The sequence below is a fragment of the Kitasatospora sp. NPDC001261 genome (assembly GCF_042896795.1).
Lineage (GTDB): Bacteria > Actinomycetota > Actinomycetes > Streptomycetales > Streptomycetaceae > Kitasatospora.
Map to the genome: position 1 here is coordinate 108,756 of NZ_JBIAXP010000009.1, position 16,477 is coordinate 125,232.

The 16,477-nt window shown below is 72.2% G+C and carries 17 protein-coding genes and 1 tRNA gene; 12 read left to right on the forward strand and 6 right to left on the reverse strand.

Annotated features, from left to right (window positions below):
- Nucleotides 1-192: 192 nt before the first annotated feature.
- The 5 genes from ACFY4B_RS14460 (at nucleotide 193) to ACFY4B_RS14480 (ending at nucleotide 3,906) form a co-directional block, all read left to right on the forward strand.
- A complete protein-coding gene (locus ACFY4B_RS14460; protein WP_387968074.1) occupies nucleotides 193-1,722 on the forward strand; it encodes an amino acid permease in 1,530 nt (509 codons plus the stop codon).
- Between the two features lie 53 nt (nucleotides 1,723-1,775).
- Entirely contained in the window at nucleotides 1,776-2,207 is a 432-nt protein-coding gene (locus tag ACFY4B_RS14465; RefSeq protein WP_380775101.1) for a Mov34/MPN/PAD-1 family protein, read from the forward strand.
- Nucleotides 2,208-2,345: 138 nt separating this feature from the next.
- Nucleotides 2,346-2,465 (forward strand): putative leader peptide, encoded by a 120-nt coding sequence (locus ACFY4B_RS14470; RefSeq protein ID WP_310593142.1) that lies wholly within the window; start codon nucleotides 2,346-2,348, stop codon nucleotides 2,463-2,465.
- 117 nt (nucleotides 2,466-2,582) lie between these two features.
- Nucleotides 2,583-2,861, forward strand: a complete 279-nt coding sequence (locus ACFY4B_RS14475; RefSeq protein ID WP_030242903.1) for a MoaD/ThiS family protein — start codon at nucleotides 2,583-2,585, stop codon at nucleotides 2,859-2,861.
- Nucleotides 2,862-2,937: 76 nt separating this feature from the next.
- The gene (locus ACFY4B_RS14480) at nucleotides 2,938-3,906 is read left to right on the forward strand and encodes a PLP-dependent cysteine synthase family protein (RefSeq protein ID WP_049654320.1); all 969 of its coding nucleotides are present in this window, start codon (nucleotides 2,938-2,940) and stop codon (nucleotides 3,904-3,906) included.
- Nucleotides 3,907-3,909: 3 nt separating this feature from the next.
- Here the strand turns inward: ACFY4B_RS14480 and ACFY4B_RS14485 are convergent, their stop codons facing one another.
- Nucleotides 3,910-4,368: a type II toxin-antitoxin system PemK/MazF family toxin gene (locus tag ACFY4B_RS14485; protein WP_387968077.1), complete on the reverse strand. Its 459-nt coding sequence runs from the start codon at nucleotides 4,366-4,368 to the stop codon at nucleotides 3,910-3,912.
- Between the two features lie 189 nt (nucleotides 4,369-4,557).
- On the opposite strand from ACFY4B_RS14485, the gene ACFY4B_RS14490 reads away from it, so the two are divergent.
- The 3 genes from ACFY4B_RS14490 to ACFY4B_RS14500 all read left to right on the forward strand — a co-directional run bounded on the left by ACFY4B_RS14490 (nucleotide 4,558) and on the right by ACFY4B_RS14500 (nucleotide 7,325).
- On the forward strand, nucleotides 4,558-4,749 hold the full coding sequence (locus ACFY4B_RS14490) for a MarR family transcriptional regulator (RefSeq protein WP_079272642.1): 192 nt from the start codon (nucleotides 4,558-4,560) through the stop codon (nucleotides 4,747-4,749).
- A gap of 246 nt (nucleotides 4,750-4,995) precedes the next feature.
- A complete protein-coding gene (locus ACFY4B_RS14495) occupies nucleotides 4,996-5,742 on the forward strand; it encodes an MBL fold metallo-hydrolase (protein ID WP_074005047.1) in 747 nt (248 codons plus the stop codon).
- 260 nt (nucleotides 5,743-6,002) lie between these two features.
- Complete coding sequence (locus tag ACFY4B_RS14500; RefSeq protein ID WP_387968079.1) at nucleotides 6,003-7,325, forward strand: LAETG motif-containing sortase-dependent surface protein; 1,323 nt, start codon at nucleotides 6,003-6,005, stop codon at nucleotides 7,323-7,325.
- A gap of 35 nt (nucleotides 7,326-7,360) precedes the next feature.
- Here the strand turns inward: ACFY4B_RS14500 and ACFY4B_RS14505 are convergent, their stop codons facing one another.
- From ACFY4B_RS14505 to ACFY4B_RS14520, 4 genes are all read right to left on the reverse strand, one after another.
- Complete coding sequence (locus ACFY4B_RS14505) at nucleotides 7,361-8,647, reverse strand: LLM class flavin-dependent oxidoreductase (protein ID WP_387968081.1); 1,287 nt, start codon at nucleotides 8,645-8,647, stop codon at nucleotides 7,361-7,363.
- On the reverse strand, nucleotides 8,644-9,717 hold the full coding sequence (locus tag ACFY4B_RS14510) for an LLM class flavin-dependent oxidoreductase (protein ID WP_387968083.1): 1,074 nt from the start codon (nucleotides 9,715-9,717) through the stop codon (nucleotides 8,644-8,646). Before ACFY4B_RS14510 ends, ACFY4B_RS14505 begins: the two co-directional genes overlap by 4 nt.
- A gap of 465 nt (nucleotides 9,718-10,182) precedes the next feature.
- Complete coding sequence (locus ACFY4B_RS14515; protein ID WP_049655708.1) at nucleotides 10,183-11,460, reverse strand: PTS transporter subunit EIIC; 1,278 nt, start codon at nucleotides 11,458-11,460, stop codon at nucleotides 10,183-10,185.
- A 386-nt stretch (nucleotides 11,461-11,846) separates the two neighbouring features.
- Nucleotides 11,847-13,136 carry a PTS transporter subunit EIIC gene (locus ACFY4B_RS14520; RefSeq protein ID WP_387968085.1) on the reverse strand — a complete coding sequence of 430 codons (1,290 nt, stop codon included), beginning with the start codon at nucleotides 13,134-13,136 and terminating at the stop codon, nucleotides 11,847-11,849.
- 397 nt (nucleotides 13,137-13,533) lie between these two features.
- On the opposite strand from ACFY4B_RS14520, the gene ACFY4B_RS14525 reads away from it, so the two are divergent.
- The 4 genes from ACFY4B_RS14525 to rdgB all read left to right on the forward strand — a co-directional run bounded on the left by ACFY4B_RS14525 (nucleotide 13,534) and on the right by rdgB (nucleotide 15,918).
- Nucleotides 13,534-13,767, forward strand: a complete 234-nt coding sequence (locus ACFY4B_RS14525) for a glucose PTS transporter subunit EIIB (RefSeq protein ID WP_030060521.1) — start codon at nucleotides 13,534-13,536, stop codon at nucleotides 13,765-13,767.
- Between the two features lie 129 nt (nucleotides 13,768-13,896).
- The gene (gene rph, locus ACFY4B_RS14530) at nucleotides 13,897-14,622 is read left to right on the forward strand and encodes a ribonuclease PH (RefSeq protein WP_049655704.1); all 726 of its coding nucleotides are present in this window, start codon (nucleotides 13,897-13,899) and stop codon (nucleotides 14,620-14,622) included.
- A 269-nt stretch (nucleotides 14,623-14,891) separates the two neighbouring features.
- Nucleotides 14,892-15,281 (forward strand): hypothetical protein, encoded by a 390-nt coding sequence (locus ACFY4B_RS14535; RefSeq protein ID WP_049655703.1) that lies wholly within the window; start codon nucleotides 14,892-14,894, stop codon nucleotides 15,279-15,281.
- A gap of 31 nt (nucleotides 15,282-15,312) precedes the next feature.
- Nucleotides 15,313-15,918 (forward strand): RdgB/HAM1 family non-canonical purine NTP pyrophosphatase, encoded by a 606-nt coding sequence (gene rdgB, locus ACFY4B_RS14540; protein ID WP_074005051.1) that lies wholly within the window; start codon nucleotides 15,313-15,315, stop codon nucleotides 15,916-15,918.
- 74 nt (nucleotides 15,919-15,992) lie between these two features.
- On the opposite strand, the gene ACFY4B_RS14545 is transcribed toward rdgB, so the two are convergent.
- Nucleotides 15,993-16,076: transfer RNA gene (locus tag ACFY4B_RS14545), tRNA-Leu, on the reverse strand.
- Between the last annotated feature and the right edge of the window lie 401 nt (nucleotides 16,077-16,477).

The window sequence follows — 16,477 nt, forward strand, 5'->3', positions numbered from 1 at the left end:
GGTCGATCCTGCCCGATTCCGGGCAAGCCCCGGCCGTTTTGTCCAGAATATGGACGATCAGCCGGGGCTTTTCCCATCAAAATGGGACAGAACATACCAGGTCATGCTCAAATAACGCTCAGATGGACGCCGCTATCCGAACCCTGCGTGGTACGACTTCTCCACCCCCGAGACCGACCAGGACGGTGCACAGTGGCCGAGAAGTTGTACGACGAAAGGGTCGATACTCCACCGGATGCGGAGGGCTACGAGCGCGGGCTCGGCAGCCGCCAGATCCAGATGATCGCGATCGGCGGTGCGATCGGCACCGGTCTGTTCCTCGGCGCGGGCACCGCGATCTCCCGCTCCGGTCCGAGCCTGATCCTCTCCTACGCCGTCGCCGGCCTGGTGATCTTCGTGATCATGCGGGCGCTCGGCGAACTGCTCACCTACCGCCCGGTCTCCGGCAGCTTCGCCGAGTACGCCCGGGAGTTCCTCGGCCCCTTCGCCGGCTACGTGACCGGCTGGACGTACTGGCTGTTCTGGGTCGTCACCGGCATGGCGGAGACCACCGCCGCCGCCGTCTACGTGCGGTTCTGGGCGCCCGGCATACCGCAGTGGGCCAGCGCGCTGACCTTCCTGGTCCTGCTCTACGCGGCCAACCTGATCTCGGTGAAGCTGTTCGGCGAGATCGAGTTCTGGTTCTCCATGGTCAAGGTCACCGCCATCATCGGCATGATCCTGATCGGCGTCGGCGTGCTGACCCTGGGCTTCAGCAAGGCCGGTGACACCGCGTCACTCGGCCACCTCTGGCAGGACGGCGGTTTCTTCCCCGAGGGCATCGGCTCCACCGTGATGACCCTTCAGATCGTCATGTTCGCCTACCTGGGCGTCGAACTCGTCGGCGTCACCGCGGGCGAGAGCGAGAACCCCGAGAAGACCCTGCCGCGGGCCATCAACACCCTGCCGTGGCGGATCATGCTGTTCTACATCGGCGCCCTGGTGGTCATCCTCTCGCTCGTGCCGTGGACCGAATTCCGGCCCGGCGTCAGCCCGTTCGTCGCCGCCTTCGGCAAGATCGGCATCCCGGCGGCGGCCGGCATCATCAACTTCGTGGTGCTCACCGCGGCGCTCTCCTCCTGCAACTCCGGGATGTACTCCACCGGCCGGATGCTGCGCGACCTCGCGCTGCGCGGGCAGGCCCCGGGACGGCTCACCAGGCTCAACTCCCGCCGCACCCCGGCCTTCGCGATCACCGTCTCCTGTCTGCTGATGGGCATCGGCGTGGTGCTCAACGGCGTCGTCCCGGCGCGGGCGTTCGAGTACATCACCTCGGTCGCCACGGTCTGCGGCCTGTGGACCTGGGCGATGATCCTGATCTCCCAGATCCGCTACCGCCGGGCCTGGCGGGCCGGCCACCTGCCGCCGCCCACCTTCAAGGCGCCCGGGGGCACCTGGGTCAGCGGGGCCGCGCTCGCCTTCCTCGCGGTGGTCGTGGTGCTGATCGCGCTGGACCGGGACAACCGGATCTCGCTGTTCGTCTTCCCGGTCTGGGCCCTGCTGCTGGTCGGCGGCTACCAGGTGCTCAAGCGCCGCGACCCGCAGGCCGTCCTCGGCGCCGCGCCGGACGGGGCGCCCGCCCCCACCGGGAACGCCTCCACCGGGAACGCCTCCACCGGGAACACCCTCGACGGGAACACCCTCGACGGGAACGCCCTCGACGGGAACGTGGACGCCCGCTGACCGAGCCTCGGACACCCGGCGGACGGCCGCCGGGGCGTGGCTATCCTGACCGCATGCTGACCATCACCCGAGAACTCCGCGACCGGATCGTGGCCCACGCCCGCGCCGACCACCCGGACGAGGCCTGCGGCGTGGTCGCCGGACCGGCCGGCAGCGGCCGGCCCGAGCGGTTCGTCCCGATGCTCAACGCGGCCCGCTCGCCCACCTTCTACGAGTTCGACTCGGGCGACCTGCTCAAGCTCTACCGCGAGATGGACGACCGGGACGAGGAGCCGGTGATCGTCTACCACTCGCACACCGCCACCGAGGCCTACCCCTCCCGCACCGACGTGAGCTACGCCTCCGAGCCGTTCGCCCACTACGTCCTGGTCTCCACCGCCGAGGGCAGCGGCGAGGAGGACCCCTACCAGTTCCGCTCGTTCCGCATCGTGGACGGCGAGATCACAGAGGAAGACGTGCAGGTCGTCGAGGCCTACCCGGTGTGACCGGTACCGGCGCGGACCCGGCCCGCCGACCCCTCCGTGGGGGCGGCGGGCCGTCGTCGTCTCAGCCCTGGGAACGGGAACATCCGGATCCCGAGACGGGCATGTCGAAGCGAGCCCGGGAATCTATACGATGAGCCCATGCGTTCCGTCGATGTGAGCACCCAGGCCCCGGGCACCCGCCTCGTGGCGCGCCTGCACATCGACCTGTGCCGGCACGCCGGTGCGATCTGTCCCGGCACGCCCGCGCGCTCGCGCTGAGAGCCGCTTCACCACCTCACCCGGGCCCGCCGCCCCGCGGCGACGCCGGGCCCCGGGCGCCCGCCCGCCGCGTCCGCCGCGGCCCACCCACTCCACGACTCGCACAGGAGCGCACCCATGGCCATCGAGGTCCGCATCCCGACCATCCTCCGCACCTACACCGACGGCGCCAAGGCCGTCGAGGGCAACGGCAGCAACCTCGGGGAACTCTTCACCGACCTCGACGCCCGCCACCCGGGCATCGCCGCCCGCCTGGTCGAGGGCGGCGAGCTGCGCCGCTTCGTCAACGTCTACCTGAACGACGAGGACGTCCGCTTCCTGGAGGGCATCTCCACCGCCCTCGCCGACGGCGACAGCGTCACCATCCTGCCCGCCGTGGCCGGCGGCGCCCGCTAGCGTTGACCGGTTCCCCCGTCGCCACGGCGGGGGAACCATCCCTCTCCACCCTCACCGCCGTGGCCGGAGGCCTCCCTTGCGTTACGACAGTCCGCTCGAAGCCGTCGGCAACACCCCGCTGGTCCGCCTGCCGCGGCTGTCCGCCGCCGTCCCCGGCAACGCCGACGGCCTGGTGACCCTCTGGGCCAAGCTGGAGGACCGCAACCCCACCGGCTCGATCAAGGACCGCCCGGCCCTGCACATGATCGAGCGCGCCGAGGCCGACGGCCGGCTCACCCCCGGCTGCACCGTCCTGGAGCCCACCAGCGGCAACACCGGCATCTCGCTGGCCATGGCCGCCAAGCTCAAGGGCTACCGGATGGTCTGCGTGATGCCCGAGAACACCAGCGAGGAGCGGCGCGAGCTGCTGCGCATGTGGGGCGCCGAGATCATCCCGTCCCCGGCCGCGGGCGGCTCCAACACCGCCGTCCGGATGGCCAAGGAGATCGCCGCCGAGCACCCCGACTGGGTCATGCTCTACCAGTACGGCAACCCCGACAACGCCGGCGCCCACTACACCGGCACCGGCCCCGAGATCCTCGCGGACCTGCCGACCGTCACCCACTTCGTGGCCGGCCTCGGCACCACCGGCACCCTGATGGGCGTCGGCCGCTACCTGCGCGAGAAGGTCCCCGGCGTGAGGATCGTCGCCGCCGAGCCGCGCTACGACGACCTGGTGTACGGGCTGCGCAACCTGGACGAGGGCTTCGTCCCCGAGCTGTACGACGCCGAGGTGCTCACCACCCGGTTCTCGGTCGGCTCCGCGGACGCCGTCCGCCGCACCCGTGAACTCCTCCAGCAGGAGGGCATCTTCGCGGGCGTCTCGACCGGCGCCATCCTGCACGCGGCGATCGGCGTCGGCCGCAAGGCGGCGGCGGCCGGCGAGCGCGCGGACATCGTCTTCGTGGTCGCGGACGGCGGCTGGAAGTACCTCTCCACCGGCATCTACACCGCCGAGTCCACCGAGGCCGCGGTCGAGGCGCTGCAGGGCCAGCTCTGGGCGTAGGGCCTATCCGCCCTGCAACACCTTCCGCGCCCGGGCCCAGACCTGTCGGTCCACCGTGCCGGCCCGGCGGCGGAAGTCCGCCAGCGGCACCTCGCGCAGCTCGTCGGTCTCCAGCCAGCTGGCCCGGCCCTGCCGGTCGCCCACCACGCCGGGCGGCAGCGGCAGCACGCCCGGGCGCTCCGCGTGGTGCTTGCTGGTGATCTTCGCGACGGTGGCGGTCCGGCCGCGCACCCGCAGCACCAGGCACGGGCGGTCCTTGGCACCGGGGCCGTCCTCGAACGGCACCAGCGCCCACCAGACCTCCTGCGGCCGCGGGCCGGCCCCCGTCCGCGGTCGCGGACCGGTCGGCCCGGACGGACGCGGCGCCGGACGGGCGCGCCGCACCAGCGCCGCCGCGGCGGCGGCCAGCAGCGCGACGCCCAGCAGCGACAGGACGAGCCAGGTAGCGGTCATGTCGTTCATGCGGCGAACCGTACCGGGCCGGGGGTGAACGCCACCACCGCGGCGGCCGGGCAGCCGTCGGGGCATTTGTCCGCGCATTGCTCCCGGTTCGTCACGGAACTGCCACAATGCCCGTTCTGCGCCCGGAGCCCCGGCCGTCCCGGCAAGGCTGCGTCACGAACGTCCGCCCCCGTCCCCCGGAGGTGCCCCGTGGCCCGTGGCCCCGAGCTGTGGTCCTACGCCGAGATCGCCCGCCACATCAACGTCCGGCGCGAGACCGTCCGCAGCTACCGGAGGCACCGGCTGCTGCCCGATCCGGACGTGATCGACGGCAGCGGCCACCCGCGGTGGTACCCGTTCACCATCCGCAGCTGGGCCCGCAACCGGCCCCGCCGCCGCTGATCCCCCGGCCCGTCAACCGCCCGCGCCCCCGCCCCGGGCGTTCTGGTGATTCCGCCCACAGCCCGGCACGGGGACGGGGGCAAAGTGCCGCTCCGCCCTTACCCTCGACACACCAACGCAGTGCTACCGGCCGGTCCACCGGGCCCGGCCTGCCGTTTTCCATGCTGTTTTCCACGCTGTGCCCGTGGAGGACGGCGATGCCGTTTTCCAGCAGCAGCCAGGATGTGTCGGGGCGGAGGGGCTCGGATGAAACTGACCGTGGTGGGGTGCTCGGGGAGCTTCCCGGCCGCCGACTCGCCCTGCTCCAGCTACCTGGTCGAGGCCGAGGGCTACCGCGTCGTGCTCGACCTCGGCAACGGAGCCCTCGGCGCCCTCCAGAAGTACACCGGCCTCTACGACGTCGACGCCGTCCTGCTCAGCCACCTGCACGCCGACCACTGCGTCGACCTGTGCGCCTACTGGGTGGCCCGCAACTACCGCGCCGAGGGCTGCCCCGAGCTGCTGCCCGTGTACGGCCCGGCCGGCACCGCCGAGCGGCTCGCCCGCGCCTACGACATGCCGGAGAACCCCGGCATGAAGGAGGTGTTCGAGTTCCGCACCCTCACCCCCGGCGGCTTCCGGCTCGGCCCGTTCCGGATCGACGTCGCCCAGGTCAACCACCCCGTCGACGCCTTCGCCTTCCGGCTGGAGCACGACGGCCGCTCGCTGGTCTACAGCGGGGACACCGGCGAGAGCGCCGAACTCGTCGAACTCGCCCGCGACACCGACCTCTTCCTCTGCGAGGCCGCGTACATCGACGGGCGCGACACCTACCAGGCCGTCCACCTCAACGGCCGCGAGGCCGGCGAGCACGCCGCCGCGGCCCGCGCCCGCCGGCTCGTCCTGACCCACATCCCCCCGTGGACCGACGCCGAGCACAACCGGCGGGACGCCGCGGCCGCCTACCCGGGGCCGGTCGAGGTCGCCCGGGCCGGCGCGGTGTACGAGGTCTGAGAGCGGACCGGCGAGGTCTGAGAGCGGGCCGGCGAGGCCTGAGAGCGGGCCGGCGAGGTCGGGCGGGATTCCCGGAAAAAGCTTCGGGACGACCCGCAACCTCCGCGCCCCCCGCACGTCCTTGTGAGTGAGCGGCGGGAAACGCCGCCGGAACGGCCGGCCCGTCGGGCACGGACGCGATCACACTACTCATCAGGCCCGCTTCGTGCTGCCCGGATCCGGTCGTACCGGTCCGGGACGGATATCCAGGGGGAAATCCCATGCGCAAGACCAACCGTGCCCTGAACCGGGCCCGCCGGCTCACCCCGGCGCTGGCGCTGACCGCCGCGCTGCTCGCCGGCGGCGCCGTGACCGCGGCCCCGGCCTTCGCCGCCGCCGGGCCGCTCAGCCTCACCGTGCACACCCCGGCGGTGGTCGGCTTCGCGGGCGGGCCGGTCGAGTTCACCGAACACCTCGGCAACCCGGGTGACCAGGGCACCTCCGTCGTGTTGGACTTCGAGATCGAGAGCGACCTCGGGACGCCGCCGAACGCCCTGAGCCTCGACTACTTCAGCGAGCTGACCGGCGGCTGGCTGCCGGTGGAGCTGACGGAGCGCCCCGGGGCGGACAAGGTGGTCAACGCGGGCGGCACCGGCAAGGTCGTGGTCCCGGCGGGCGGCACGGACGTCCGGCTGCGGCTCGGCGTGCCGATGGGCAAGCCCCACGACGGGGCCACCAACGGCGGCACCGGTCCGAGCCTCACCTTCCGCACCGGCGTCAAGGGCTGGTCGCAGGACTCCCCGGTCGAGCCGCCGCTCACCGACAGCCACGTGGTCAAGGTGGAGGGGATCAGCAACGGCGTGTCCGGGGTCCCGGCCGAGGTCGTCGCGGGCGGCGAGCCCGTCGAGTTCGACGCGGTGCTCTCGAACCCGACGCCGTCCGCCTACACCAACCTCGGCAACGTGCTGTTCACCGACCGCCTCGCCAAGGTCGAGGTCCGCGGCGCCGACGGGAAGTGGACCACCGTGCCGGGCGTCACGGCCCCGGCGGAGCCCGTGGCGGGCCACTACCTGGACGGTCGCAACTCCTCGGCGGCGCCCCAGAGTTCGACCACCCGGCGGGTCCGGGTCAGCTACCCCGCCGACAGCCCGCTGGGCAGGACGGCGCTGAACCCCTGCGTGTTCGTCAACGAGGGCGAGGAGATGCCCTTCCGGGGCACCACCATGTGCTCGCAGGGCGCCACCACCGAGGTCGTCGCCCCCGCGCCGAAGCCCTCACCGACCGGCACCCACAAGGCCGGCGAGCCCTCGACCGGGCCGGCCGGCTCCGACGGCTCGCAGCCGAAGCCGGACGGCGGCGCGGGCGTCGCCCAGCCGGTCGGCGACACCACCACGGCGCCGGCCGCCCCCGCTCCGGCCGTTTCGCAGCCCGCCGTGTTGTCCGCGGACAACGTTCCCGCCGCGGCCGCCCGGCCGGTGGACGCCCACCTGGCGTCCACCGGTGCGGACAGCGACCGGACCGGCCTGATCGCGGGCGTCGGCGCGCTGCTGGTCGGCGTCGGTGCGGGGGCCTTCGTGCTGGTCCGCCGCCGCCGCACCGGCTGACCCCGCGCACGGCAGTGCCGTCCCCGGCCGGACGGCTAGCGCAGGCCGGGGACGGGCAGCCCGAGGTGGTCCCGCAGGGTGGGGCCGGTGTAGTCGGTGCGGAAGACCCCGCGCTCCTGGAGCAGCGGGACCACGCGGTCGACGAACTCGTCCAGGCCGCCCGGGGTGAGGTGCGGGACGAGGATGAAGCCGTCGGCCGCGTCGCTCTGCACGAAGCGGTCGATCTCGGCGGCGACGGTGGCGGGCGCTCCGATGAAGGACTGCCGGCCGGTCAGCTCGATCACCAGTTCGCGGCTGGTCAGCTTCTTCTCCGCGGCCACCGCCCGCCACCGTTCGGCGACGGCCACCGGGTCGGCGTGCCGGACCCGGCCCTGGACCAGGCCGCTGTCCGGGTCGGGGTCGACGGCCGGCAGCGGCCCGTCCGGGTCGTGGTCGGACAGGTCGACGCCCCAGACCTGCTCCAGGAAGGCGATCGCGGTCTGCGGGCTCACCTGGGCCCGGCGGATCTCCCGGGCCCGTTCGTCCGCCTCGGCGTCGGTGTCGCCGAGGACGAAGGTGACCCCGGGCATGATCTTCAGCTCGTCCGGCTTGCGGCCGTACGCCGCGAGCCGGCGCTTGACGTCGGCGTGGAAGGCCTGGCCGTCGGCGAGGGTGGAGTGCCGGGAGAAGACCACGTCGGCGGCGGCGGCCGCGAACTCGCGCCCCTCGTCGGAGTCCCCGGCCTGGATCACCACCGGGTGGCCCTGCGGCGGCCGCGGCAGCGAGAGCCGGCCCTCGACCTCGAACTGCGGGCCGGAGTGCCGGACTGGCTCCTCCCCGGCGTCCCAGAACTCCCGTGCCAGCTGGACGGATTCGGCGGCCCGGGTGTAGCGGTCGGCGCGGTCCAGGTACCCGCCGCGGCGGAAGTTCTCCCCGGTGAAGGCGTCCGAGGAGGTGACCACGTTCCAGGCCGCGCGGCCGCCGGAGAGGTGGTCCAACGAGGCGAAGCGGCGGGCCAGTTCGTACGGCTCGTTGAAGGTCGCGTTGACGGTGGCGGCCAGGCCGAGCCGTTCGGTGACGGCGGCCAGCGCGTTCAGCACGGTGATCGACTCGGGGCGGCCGACCACGTCGAGGTCGTGGATGAGGCCCTTGGTCTCGCGCAGCCGCAGGCCCTCGGCGAGGAAGAAGAAGTCGAACTTCCCGCGCTCGGCGGTCTGCGCGAGGTGGCGGAAGGAGGAGAACTCGATGTGGCTGCCGGCGGCCGGGTCGCTCCACACCGTGGTGTTGTTGACGCCGGGGAAGTGCGCGGCGAGGTGGATCTGCTTGAGCGGTCGGTCCGTCATCGGGTCACCTCGGCGAGGGCGGGAGCGGCGGTGGAGGCGGGGGAGGCAGGGGAGCCGTCGGCGGGGCGGGCGGCGTAGCGGCTGGCCGGGCGGGCCAGGCCGAGGTGGTCGCGCAGGGTGCGGCCGGTGTACCCGGTGCGCAGCAGTCCGGCGGCGCGCAGGGCGGGGGCGATCCGGTCGGCCAGCGCGGCGAGGTCGCGCGACGGGTCGGCGGGGGAGAGGTGGAAGCCGTCGACGCCGGTGCCGGGCGCGGTGAGCTCGGCGAGCAGCCGCTCGTCGGCGGCCCGGTCGGGCAGGGCGGACAGGTCGGCGTCGAGCCGGGCGAGGACGCGCAGGTTCTCGCCGGCCCGCAGCCGCAGTTCGGTGGCGGCGGTCAGCCGGGTGGCGCGGTCGGGGGCGTCGAGCAGGACGACGTCGGCGTGCCGGATCGCGGCGTCGACCCGGGCCCGCCCGCCCGGGGAGGCGTCCGGCGCGAGGTCGGCGGCGGCGACGGGCACCACGACCACCGGGCGGCCCTGGGGCGGGCGCGGGGTGATGGACGGGCCGCGGACGGAGAAGCGCGGGCCCTCGAAGTCGATGTAGTGCAGCTTGTCGCGGTCGATGAACCGTCCGGTGGCGGTGTCGCGGATCTCCGCGTCGTCCTCCCAGCTGTCCCAGAGCCGGGCGGCCACCTCGACGGCGTCGGCGGCCTCGGCCCACAGCTCGTCCTCGGCGGCGACGGGGCGGCGGCCGAAGGCCCGCGCCTCGGCCTCGGTCGTGGAGACGCCGACCAGCCAGCCGGCCCGGCCCTCGCTCACCCAGTCCAGGGTGTTGACCGAGATCGAGGTGTGGAAGGGCTCGGTGTGGGTGGTGGTGACGGTCGGCACCAGCCCGACCCGGCCGGTCAGCGGGGCGGTCCGGGCGAGGGCGGCGAGCGCGTCGGGGCGGCTCGGCTCGGCGGCGAAGGAGTCGTCGAGGGTGACGAAGTCCAGGGTGGCCCGCTCGGCGAGGCGGGCGAGGGCGGTGTAGTGCCCGGCGTCGAGACGGCCGGGGCTGTCGAGGGCTGCGGACAGGTGCAACTGGCGGGGCATGGTGAGCCTGGCTTCCTCGTGCGGACGCGTGCGGGCACCGGCGCGCCCGTACGGGGACACGGGTGCGCGGGGGCGCGCCGGAGCGCGGTGGCGGCCCGCGGGCGGAGCCCGTACGGGCGGGGGAGGGAGGACCGGCGCCGGGCGGGACGTCAGCCGGGCGGCGGTGGGGGAACGGTCAGCTCAGCCGCGACACGCCGCGGACCACACGCGACCGAAGTCGATGTGGCTACGGGTGACCAGCGGGCACGAGGCGTTCACCGCTTCAGTTGACCAGGGCGTCCGGCGGTTCGTCAACCGTCGTTTCCGCCCGCCGGAGCCCGCCGGAGCCCGCCGGAGTCCGGCGGGAGTCCGGTCGGGGAGCCCGCCGGAGCCGCGCGGGCGCGCCCGGGTACGCCGAAGGCCCCGCCCCGCCGCTGGGGGAGCAGCGGCGGGGCGGGGCCTCGGGAGCGGGCGGTGACGCGGGCGTCAGGCCTTGGTGACGTCCTCGATCTCGTCGTCGTCCTCGCGACCGGGGGTCTTGAGGTCGAACTTGGTGATCGCGAAGCGGAACAGGAAGTAGTAGACCGCGGCGAAGGCCAGGCCGAGCGGGATGATCATCCACGGGTCGGTGGCCTTGTTCCAGGCCAGCGCGTAGTCGATCAGGCCGCCGGAGAAGGTGAAGCCGTCGTGCACGCCGAGCGCCCAGGTGACGGTCATCGAGACGGCGGTGAGCAGCGCGTGGATGACGTACAGGACCGGGGCGATGAAGACGAAGGCGAACTCGATCGGCTCGGTGACACCGGTCACGAAGGAGGTCAGGGCCAGCGAGACCATCATGCCGGTGACGGCCTTGCGGCGGTGCGCCTTGGCGGCGTGGGCGATGGCCAGCGCGGCGGCGGGCAGCGCGAACATCATGATCGGGTAGAAGCCCGACATGAACTGTCCGGCGGTCGGGTCGCCGGCGAAGAAGCGGGTCAGGTCGCCGTGCACGACGGTGCCGTCGGGCTTGGTGAAGTCACCGGTCTGGAACCAGGCGTAGGAGTTCACGAACTGGTGCATGCCGACCGGCAGCAGACCGCGGTTGACCAGGCCGAAGGCGCCCGCACCGAACGCGCCGGCGCCGATCAGGGTGTCGTTCAGGCTCTTGATGGCGTCGCCGATCGGGCCCCAGGCCAGACCGAAGAAGACGCCGACGGCGGTGCCGACGAAGGCCATGATGATCGGGACCAGGCGGCGGCCGTTGAAGAAGCCGAGCCAGTCGACCAGCTTGGTGCGGTGGTACTTCTGCCACAGCACCGCGGCCAGTAGGCCGATCACGATGCCGCCGAGCACACCCGGGTTCTGGTAGGTGGCCGCCTCGTCCTTGCCGGGGAGGATCTTGTACTCGGTGATCGGGAACGCGGTGAGCACGTTCTTGTACACCAGGAAGCCGACCAGGGCGGCGAGGGCGGTGGAGCCGTCCGCCTTCTTGGCGTAGCCGATCGCGATACCCACCGCGAAGAGCATCGGCAGAGCGTCGAAGACCGAGGTGCCGGCGGTGTTGAACACCGCGGCGACCTTGTCCCAGCCGAGGCCGTCCTTGCCGAACACGTCGTCCTGGCCGAGACGCATCAGCAGACCGGCTGCGGGGAGCACGGCGATGGGCAGCTGGAGGCTGCGACCGATCTTCTGCAGACCCTGGAGGAGGTTCTGGCCGAACTTCTTGGCGGGGCTGGGTGAGGCCGGAGCCGTGGCGGGCGCCGGTGCCTGCGCAGACTGACTCATGGGGGTGGGTTCCTAACGGCATGGCGGTCGGTCGGGGGGAAGGCACAGGGGCCGAACCGCGAACTGGTCTACACCACACGTGGTGTAGACCAGTTTTGTAGCACGGGTGGAGAAGTCGAGGAACCCCGGAAAGCGGTGTCGCCGGGAAGCGCTATGAAATCGAAACCTACTTACCGAATGGCGATCATGGTAGCGACCGCGATTGGGATTTTGGCCGACTGCGCAACAAAATCGATTTTGGCTAATCGCGCAACAAAAGCACAGCGTGCTCCGGTGGGCCCTGCCAGGCGCGTTGGGCCCGGTCGGCCGGGCTTTCGGAAATGCCGAAGGCCTCCGGACCGGTGGTCCGGAGGCCTTTGCGGGGATAACTCGGGTGACGCCCGGGTTCAGGCCTTGGTGACGTCCTCGACCTCGGCCTCGTCCTCCCGACCGGGAGTTTTCAGGTTGAATTTGACGATGATGAACCGGAAGAGCGCGTAGTACACGACGGCGAAGCAGAGGCCGATCGGGATGATCAGCCACGGTTTGGTGGCCAGTCCCCAGTTGATCACGTAGTCGATCAGGCCGGCCGAGAAGCTGAACCCGTTGTGCACCCCGAGCCCCCAGGTCACCGCCATCGAGGCGCCGGTCAGCAGCGCGTGCACGGCGTACAGGGCCGGGGCGATGTAGGCGAAGGAGTACTCGATCGGTTCGGTGACGCCCGTCACGAAGGAGGTCAGGCCGACCGAGAGCATCAGGCCGTAGATCTCCTTGCGCCGGTGCGGCTTCGCCGAGTGCGCGATCGCGAGCGCGGCGGCCGGCAGCGCGAACATCATGATCGGGAAGAAGCCGGACTGGAACTGGCCGGCCGTCGGGTCGCCCGCCAGGAAGCGCGGGATGTCGCCGTGCACGATCGCGCCGTCCGGCCTGGTGAACTCCCCGAACTGGAACCAGACGAAGGTGTTCAGCAGCTGGTGCATGCCGATCAGCAGCAGGGCCCGGTTGAACAGGCCGAAGATGCCGGCGCCGCCCGCGCCCAGGTCGGAGAGGGTCTGCGAGAAGTCGTTCAGGCCGCGGCCGATCGGCGGCCAGACCCAGAGCGCCACCACGGCGGTCAGCATGCCGACCAGCGCGGTGATCATCGGCACCAGGCGGCGGCCGTTGAAGAAGCCGAGCCAGTCGACCAGCTTGGTGCGGTGGAACCGCACCCACAGCCAGGCCGACATCAGGCCGATCAGGATGCCGCCGAGCACCCCCGGGTTCTGGAACGTCGCGGCCGCCGCCTTCGCCGAGCTGTAGTCCACGCACTGGTCGCTGACCAGCACCGTCGGCGGCTTGCAGCTCTCCGGGAAGGCGTGCAGGACCTTGTAGTACACCAGGAAGCCGACCACGGCGGCGAGCGCCGTCGAGCCGTCCGCCTTCTTCGCCATGCCGATCGCGACGCCGATGCAGAACAGCAGCGGCAGGCCGAAGGAGGAGTCGAGCAGCGCGCCGCCGGCGGAGGCGAAGACCTTCGCGACGTTGTCCCAGCCGAGGCCGTCCTTGCCGAACACGTCCGGCTGGCCGAGGCGGTTGAGGATGCCCGCGGCGGGGAGCACCGCCACCGGGAGCTGCAGGGAGCGGCCCATCTTCTGGAGGCCGCCGTAGAAGATGTGCCATCGTTTGGCCTGCGGGGCCGTGGCGCCTGCCGAACTCATCCTTCGCCCTCCGAGAGCAGTTGCCTGCCGGGGGCCCGGCGGGACCCTCGGGCAGGGCTCGGGAACACCCGGGGCCGTTCCCGCGTTCGTCGGAGTACACATATATTGGTGTAGACCACTTGACGCAGGTCGCACTCCGGAGGCGCGAGCCCCGCTGATCGTCATCCTCGGGCGGCGATCCGGAGCCTGCCCGCCGGAATGGGCCGAAAGTGGACTAACGTGGCGGACCGGACCGGCACGGGTGATGCTGGTCGCGCCGCTCGCAGGCCGACCGCGGCCGAACCCGCGTCAGCCACCGGCACGCACCTCACCGCACGACGGTCGAGGGACACCCAGCACCAGCGCAGGACGGCACCCGGCAGAGCCGCCGAAGGGCCGAGACAGAGGGAGAAACCAGATGGCCAGCAAGGCTGAGAAGATCGTCGCCGGTCTGGGCGGCATCGACAACATCGAAGAGGTCGAGGGCTGCATCACCCGCCTGCGCACCGAGGTCAAGGACGCCTCCCTGGTCGACGAGGCCGCCCTCAAGGCCGCCGGCGCCCACGGCGTCGTGAAGATGGGCACCGCGATCCAGGTCGTCATCGGCACCGACGCCGACCCGATCGCCGCCGACATCGAGGACATGATGTGAGCTGAACCACCCAGGTTCAGCCCGCCCGGCCCGCCGACCCGCTCAGGGGGACGGCGGGCCGTGGCGCGTCCCCGCCCTCTCCGGCTCGCCTCCGGAAGCGGCCCCCCGGAGCGACTACGCTCAGTGCCTATGTCACGCATCGACGGCCGCACCCCCGACCAGCTCCGCCCGATCACCATCGAACGGGGCTGGAGCAAGCACGCCGAAGGCTCCGTCCTCATCTCCTACGGCGACACCAAGGTGCTGTGCACCGCCAGCGTCACCGAGGGCGTGCCCCGCTGGCGCAAGGGCAGCGGCGAGGGCTGGGTCACCGCCGAGTACTCCATGCTCCCGCGCGCCACCAACACCCGCGGCGACCGCGAGGCCGTCAAGGGCCGCATCGGCGGCCGCACCCACGAGATCAGCCGGCTCATCGGCCGCTCACTGCGCGCCGTGGTCGACCACCGCGCGCTCGCCGAGAACACCATCGTCCTCGACTGCGACGTCCTCCAGGCCGACGGCGGCACCCGCACCGCCGCCATCACCGGCGCCTACGTCGCCCTGGTCGACGCCGTCGCCTGGGCCCGCGACAAGAAGCTGCTGCGCGCCAAGGGCCAGCCGATCACCGGCGGCGTCAGCGCCGTCAGCGTCGGCATCATCGACGGCGTCCCGATGCTCGACCTCCAGTACGAGGAGGACGTGCGCGCCGAGACCGACATGAACATCGTCTGCACCTCCGACGGCCGCTTCGTCGAGGTCCAGGGCACCGCCGAGGGCGCCCCGTTCGACCGCGAGCTGCTCGACCGGCTGCTCGACCTCGGCAGCCTCGGCTGCGCGGAGCTCGACGAGATCCAGCGCAAGGCCCTGGAAGGCTGAACCGGCGAGGGCCCCGCGGCCGTGGAGCGGAACGGACGGACGGTCAACCCGTGGGTGGGGACGGCCGTTCGGACCGGTACGGACGCGCGTACGGGCCGCGGGTGGGGCCGCGGGGCGAACGGCCCGCCGAAGGGTCGACCTGACGGTCGGCCTGCTGTACAGGCCGGGTCCGGAGACCGTACGGTTCCCGCAGCACCCCCGCTGCGGGAACCGCGCACCCCTCTGCGCGCGTCCCACCCCACGGAACCCGCGCCCCCCAGGAGGATCGGATGCCGTCGAGCATCGCCCGCCCCGCCGCCCTCGCCGTGGCCGGACTCATCGCGATCCTCCCGCTCAGCATGGTGAGCTGCTCCGCCGCCCAGAAGGCGCTCGACTGCGGCAACACCGCCGTGAGGATCACCGGCGACCTCGCCGACGTCACCCAGGCGTACGACAACGCGAGCAACGACTCGGCGGCCGCCGGGAAGGCCCTGCAGAAGCTCAAGAACGACCTCGACCAGGTCGGGAAGAACTCCAAGAACACCGACGTCGCCAAGGCCGTGACCGATCTGCAGAAGCAGGTCGAGAACGTGCAGCGGGCGGCGGACAGGAACGAGGTCCCGGACCTCAAGCCGCTCGGCAACGCGGCCGGCAACCTCACCTCGCTCTGCACCGGCTGACCGCCTCCGGCCACTCGGTAGGGTGGGCGATATGTCCACCCGCCTGATCCTCGCCACCCGCAACCAGCACAAGGTCACCGAGCTCCGCGCCATCCTGGCGGACGCCGGCCTGGACGTCGAACTCGTCGGCGCCGACGCCTACCCGGAGATCCCGGACGTCCCCGAGACCGGCGTCACCTTCGCCGAGAACGCCCTGCTCAAGGCCCACGCCCTGGCCCGCGCCACCGGCCTGCCCGCCGTCGCCGACGACTCCGGCCTCTGTGTGGACGTGCTGAACGGCGCGCCCGGCATCTTCTCCGCGCGCTGGTCCGGCAAGCACGGCGACGACCGCGCCAACCTCGACCTGCTGCTCGCCCAGCTCTCCGACATCGCCGAGCCGCACCGCGGCGCCCACTTCTTCTGCGCCGCCGCCCTCGCCCTCCCCGACGGCACCGAGCGCGTCGTCGAGGGCCGCCTCCTCGGCACCCTGCGCACCGCCCCGGCCGGCGACGGCGGCTTCGGCTACGACCCGATCCTCCAGCCCCTCGGCGAGACCCGCACCTGCGCGGAGCTCACCGCCGACGAGAAGAACGCCATCAGCCACCGCGGCAAGGCCTTCCGCGCCCTCGCCCCGGTCGTGAAGGACCTCATCGCCTGACGCCCCGTCCGCCGGACGCGTCGAAGGCCCGCCCCGAGATCACTCTCGGGGCGGGCCTTCGAATTTAAGGCTAGTGCGGCCTGAGGGACTCGAACCCTCACGGGATTTCTCCCATGGGCACCTAAAACCCAGGCGTCTGCCAATTCCGCCAAGGCCGCATGGCGACCAGTCTAGGGCTTCGCCGAGTGTGGGGACAGCGACTTCCGCCGTCGCCCCGCCGGTGCCGCGTCCGGGCCCCGCGGCGGCGGTGGCGCCGGGTCCGTCGGGTCGGCCCGGGGGTGCCGGGAGTGGGTTTCGGCCAGGGGGCTGACTGGATGTCGCGCGCTTCCGACCTGTGATGTTTGGCTGTTGATTACCAATTGGTACAGACCTATTGACCTATGTGGTTCAGACCACATAGCTTCTCCGCCAATTGCAACCCCCCACGTGCGTGCTCCCCCACAGGCACGCGCCGACACTCTCTCCTGGAGGACCGAGTGTTGATCCGAAACACGGCGGAGCGGCGTCCCACCGCCGCGCACCGCCGGAAGAGCCCGGCGGCCCGCGCCGGTGTGGCCTC

Bases quoted from the DNA above. Each gene is read 5' to 3' on its own strand.
- ACFY4B_RS14465 (WP_380775101.1), top strand. From the start codon at position 1,776: ATGCTGACCATCACCCGAGAACTCCGCGACCGGATCGTGGCCCACGCC.
- ACFY4B_RS14470 (WP_310593142.1), top strand. From the start codon at position 2,346: ATGCGTTCCGTCGATGTGAGCACCCAGGCCCCGGGCACCCGCCTCGTG.
- ACFY4B_RS14475 (WP_030242903.1), top strand. From the start codon at position 2,583: ATGGCCATCGAGGTCCGCATCCCGACCATCCTCCGCACCTACACCGAC.
- ACFY4B_RS14485 (WP_387968077.1), bottom strand. From the start codon at position 4,368: ATGAACGACATGACCGCTACCTGGCTCGTCCTGTCGCTGCTGGGCGTC.
- ACFY4B_RS14495 (WP_074005047.1), top strand. From the start codon at position 4,996: ATGAAACTGACCGTGGTGGGGTGCTCGGGGAGCTTCCCGGCCGCCGAC.
- ACFY4B_RS14500 (WP_387968079.1), top strand. From the start codon at position 6,003: ATGCGCAAGACCAACCGTGCCCTGAACCGGGCCCGCCGGCTCACCCCG.
- ACFY4B_RS14505 (WP_387968081.1), bottom strand. From the start codon at position 8,647: ATGACGGACCGACCGCTCAAGCAGATCCACCTCGCCGCGCACTTCCCC.
- ACFY4B_RS14510 (WP_387968083.1), bottom strand. From the start codon at position 9,717: ATGCCCCGCCAGTTGCACCTGTCCGCAGCCCTCGACAGCCCCGGCCGT.
- ACFY4B_RS14515 (WP_049655708.1), bottom strand. From the start codon at position 11,460: ATGAGTCAGTCTGCGCAGGCACCGGCGCCCGCCACGGCTCCGGCCTCA.
- ACFY4B_RS14520 (WP_387968085.1), bottom strand. From the start codon at position 13,136: ATGAGTTCGGCAGGCGCCACGGCCCCGCAGGCCAAACGATGGCACATC.
- ACFY4B_RS14525 (WP_030060521.1), top strand. From the start codon at position 13,534: ATGGCCAGCAAGGCTGAGAAGATCGTCGCCGGTCTGGGCGGCATCGAC.
- rph (WP_049655704.1), top strand. From the start codon at position 13,897: ATGTCACGCATCGACGGCCGCACCCCCGACCAGCTCCGCCCGATCACC.
- ACFY4B_RS14535 (WP_049655703.1), top strand. From the start codon at position 14,892: ATGCCGTCGAGCATCGCCCGCCCCGCCGCCCTCGCCGTGGCCGGACTC.
- rdgB (WP_074005051.1), top strand. From the start codon at position 15,313: ATGTCCACCCGCCTGATCCTCGCCACCCGCAACCAGCACAAGGTCACC.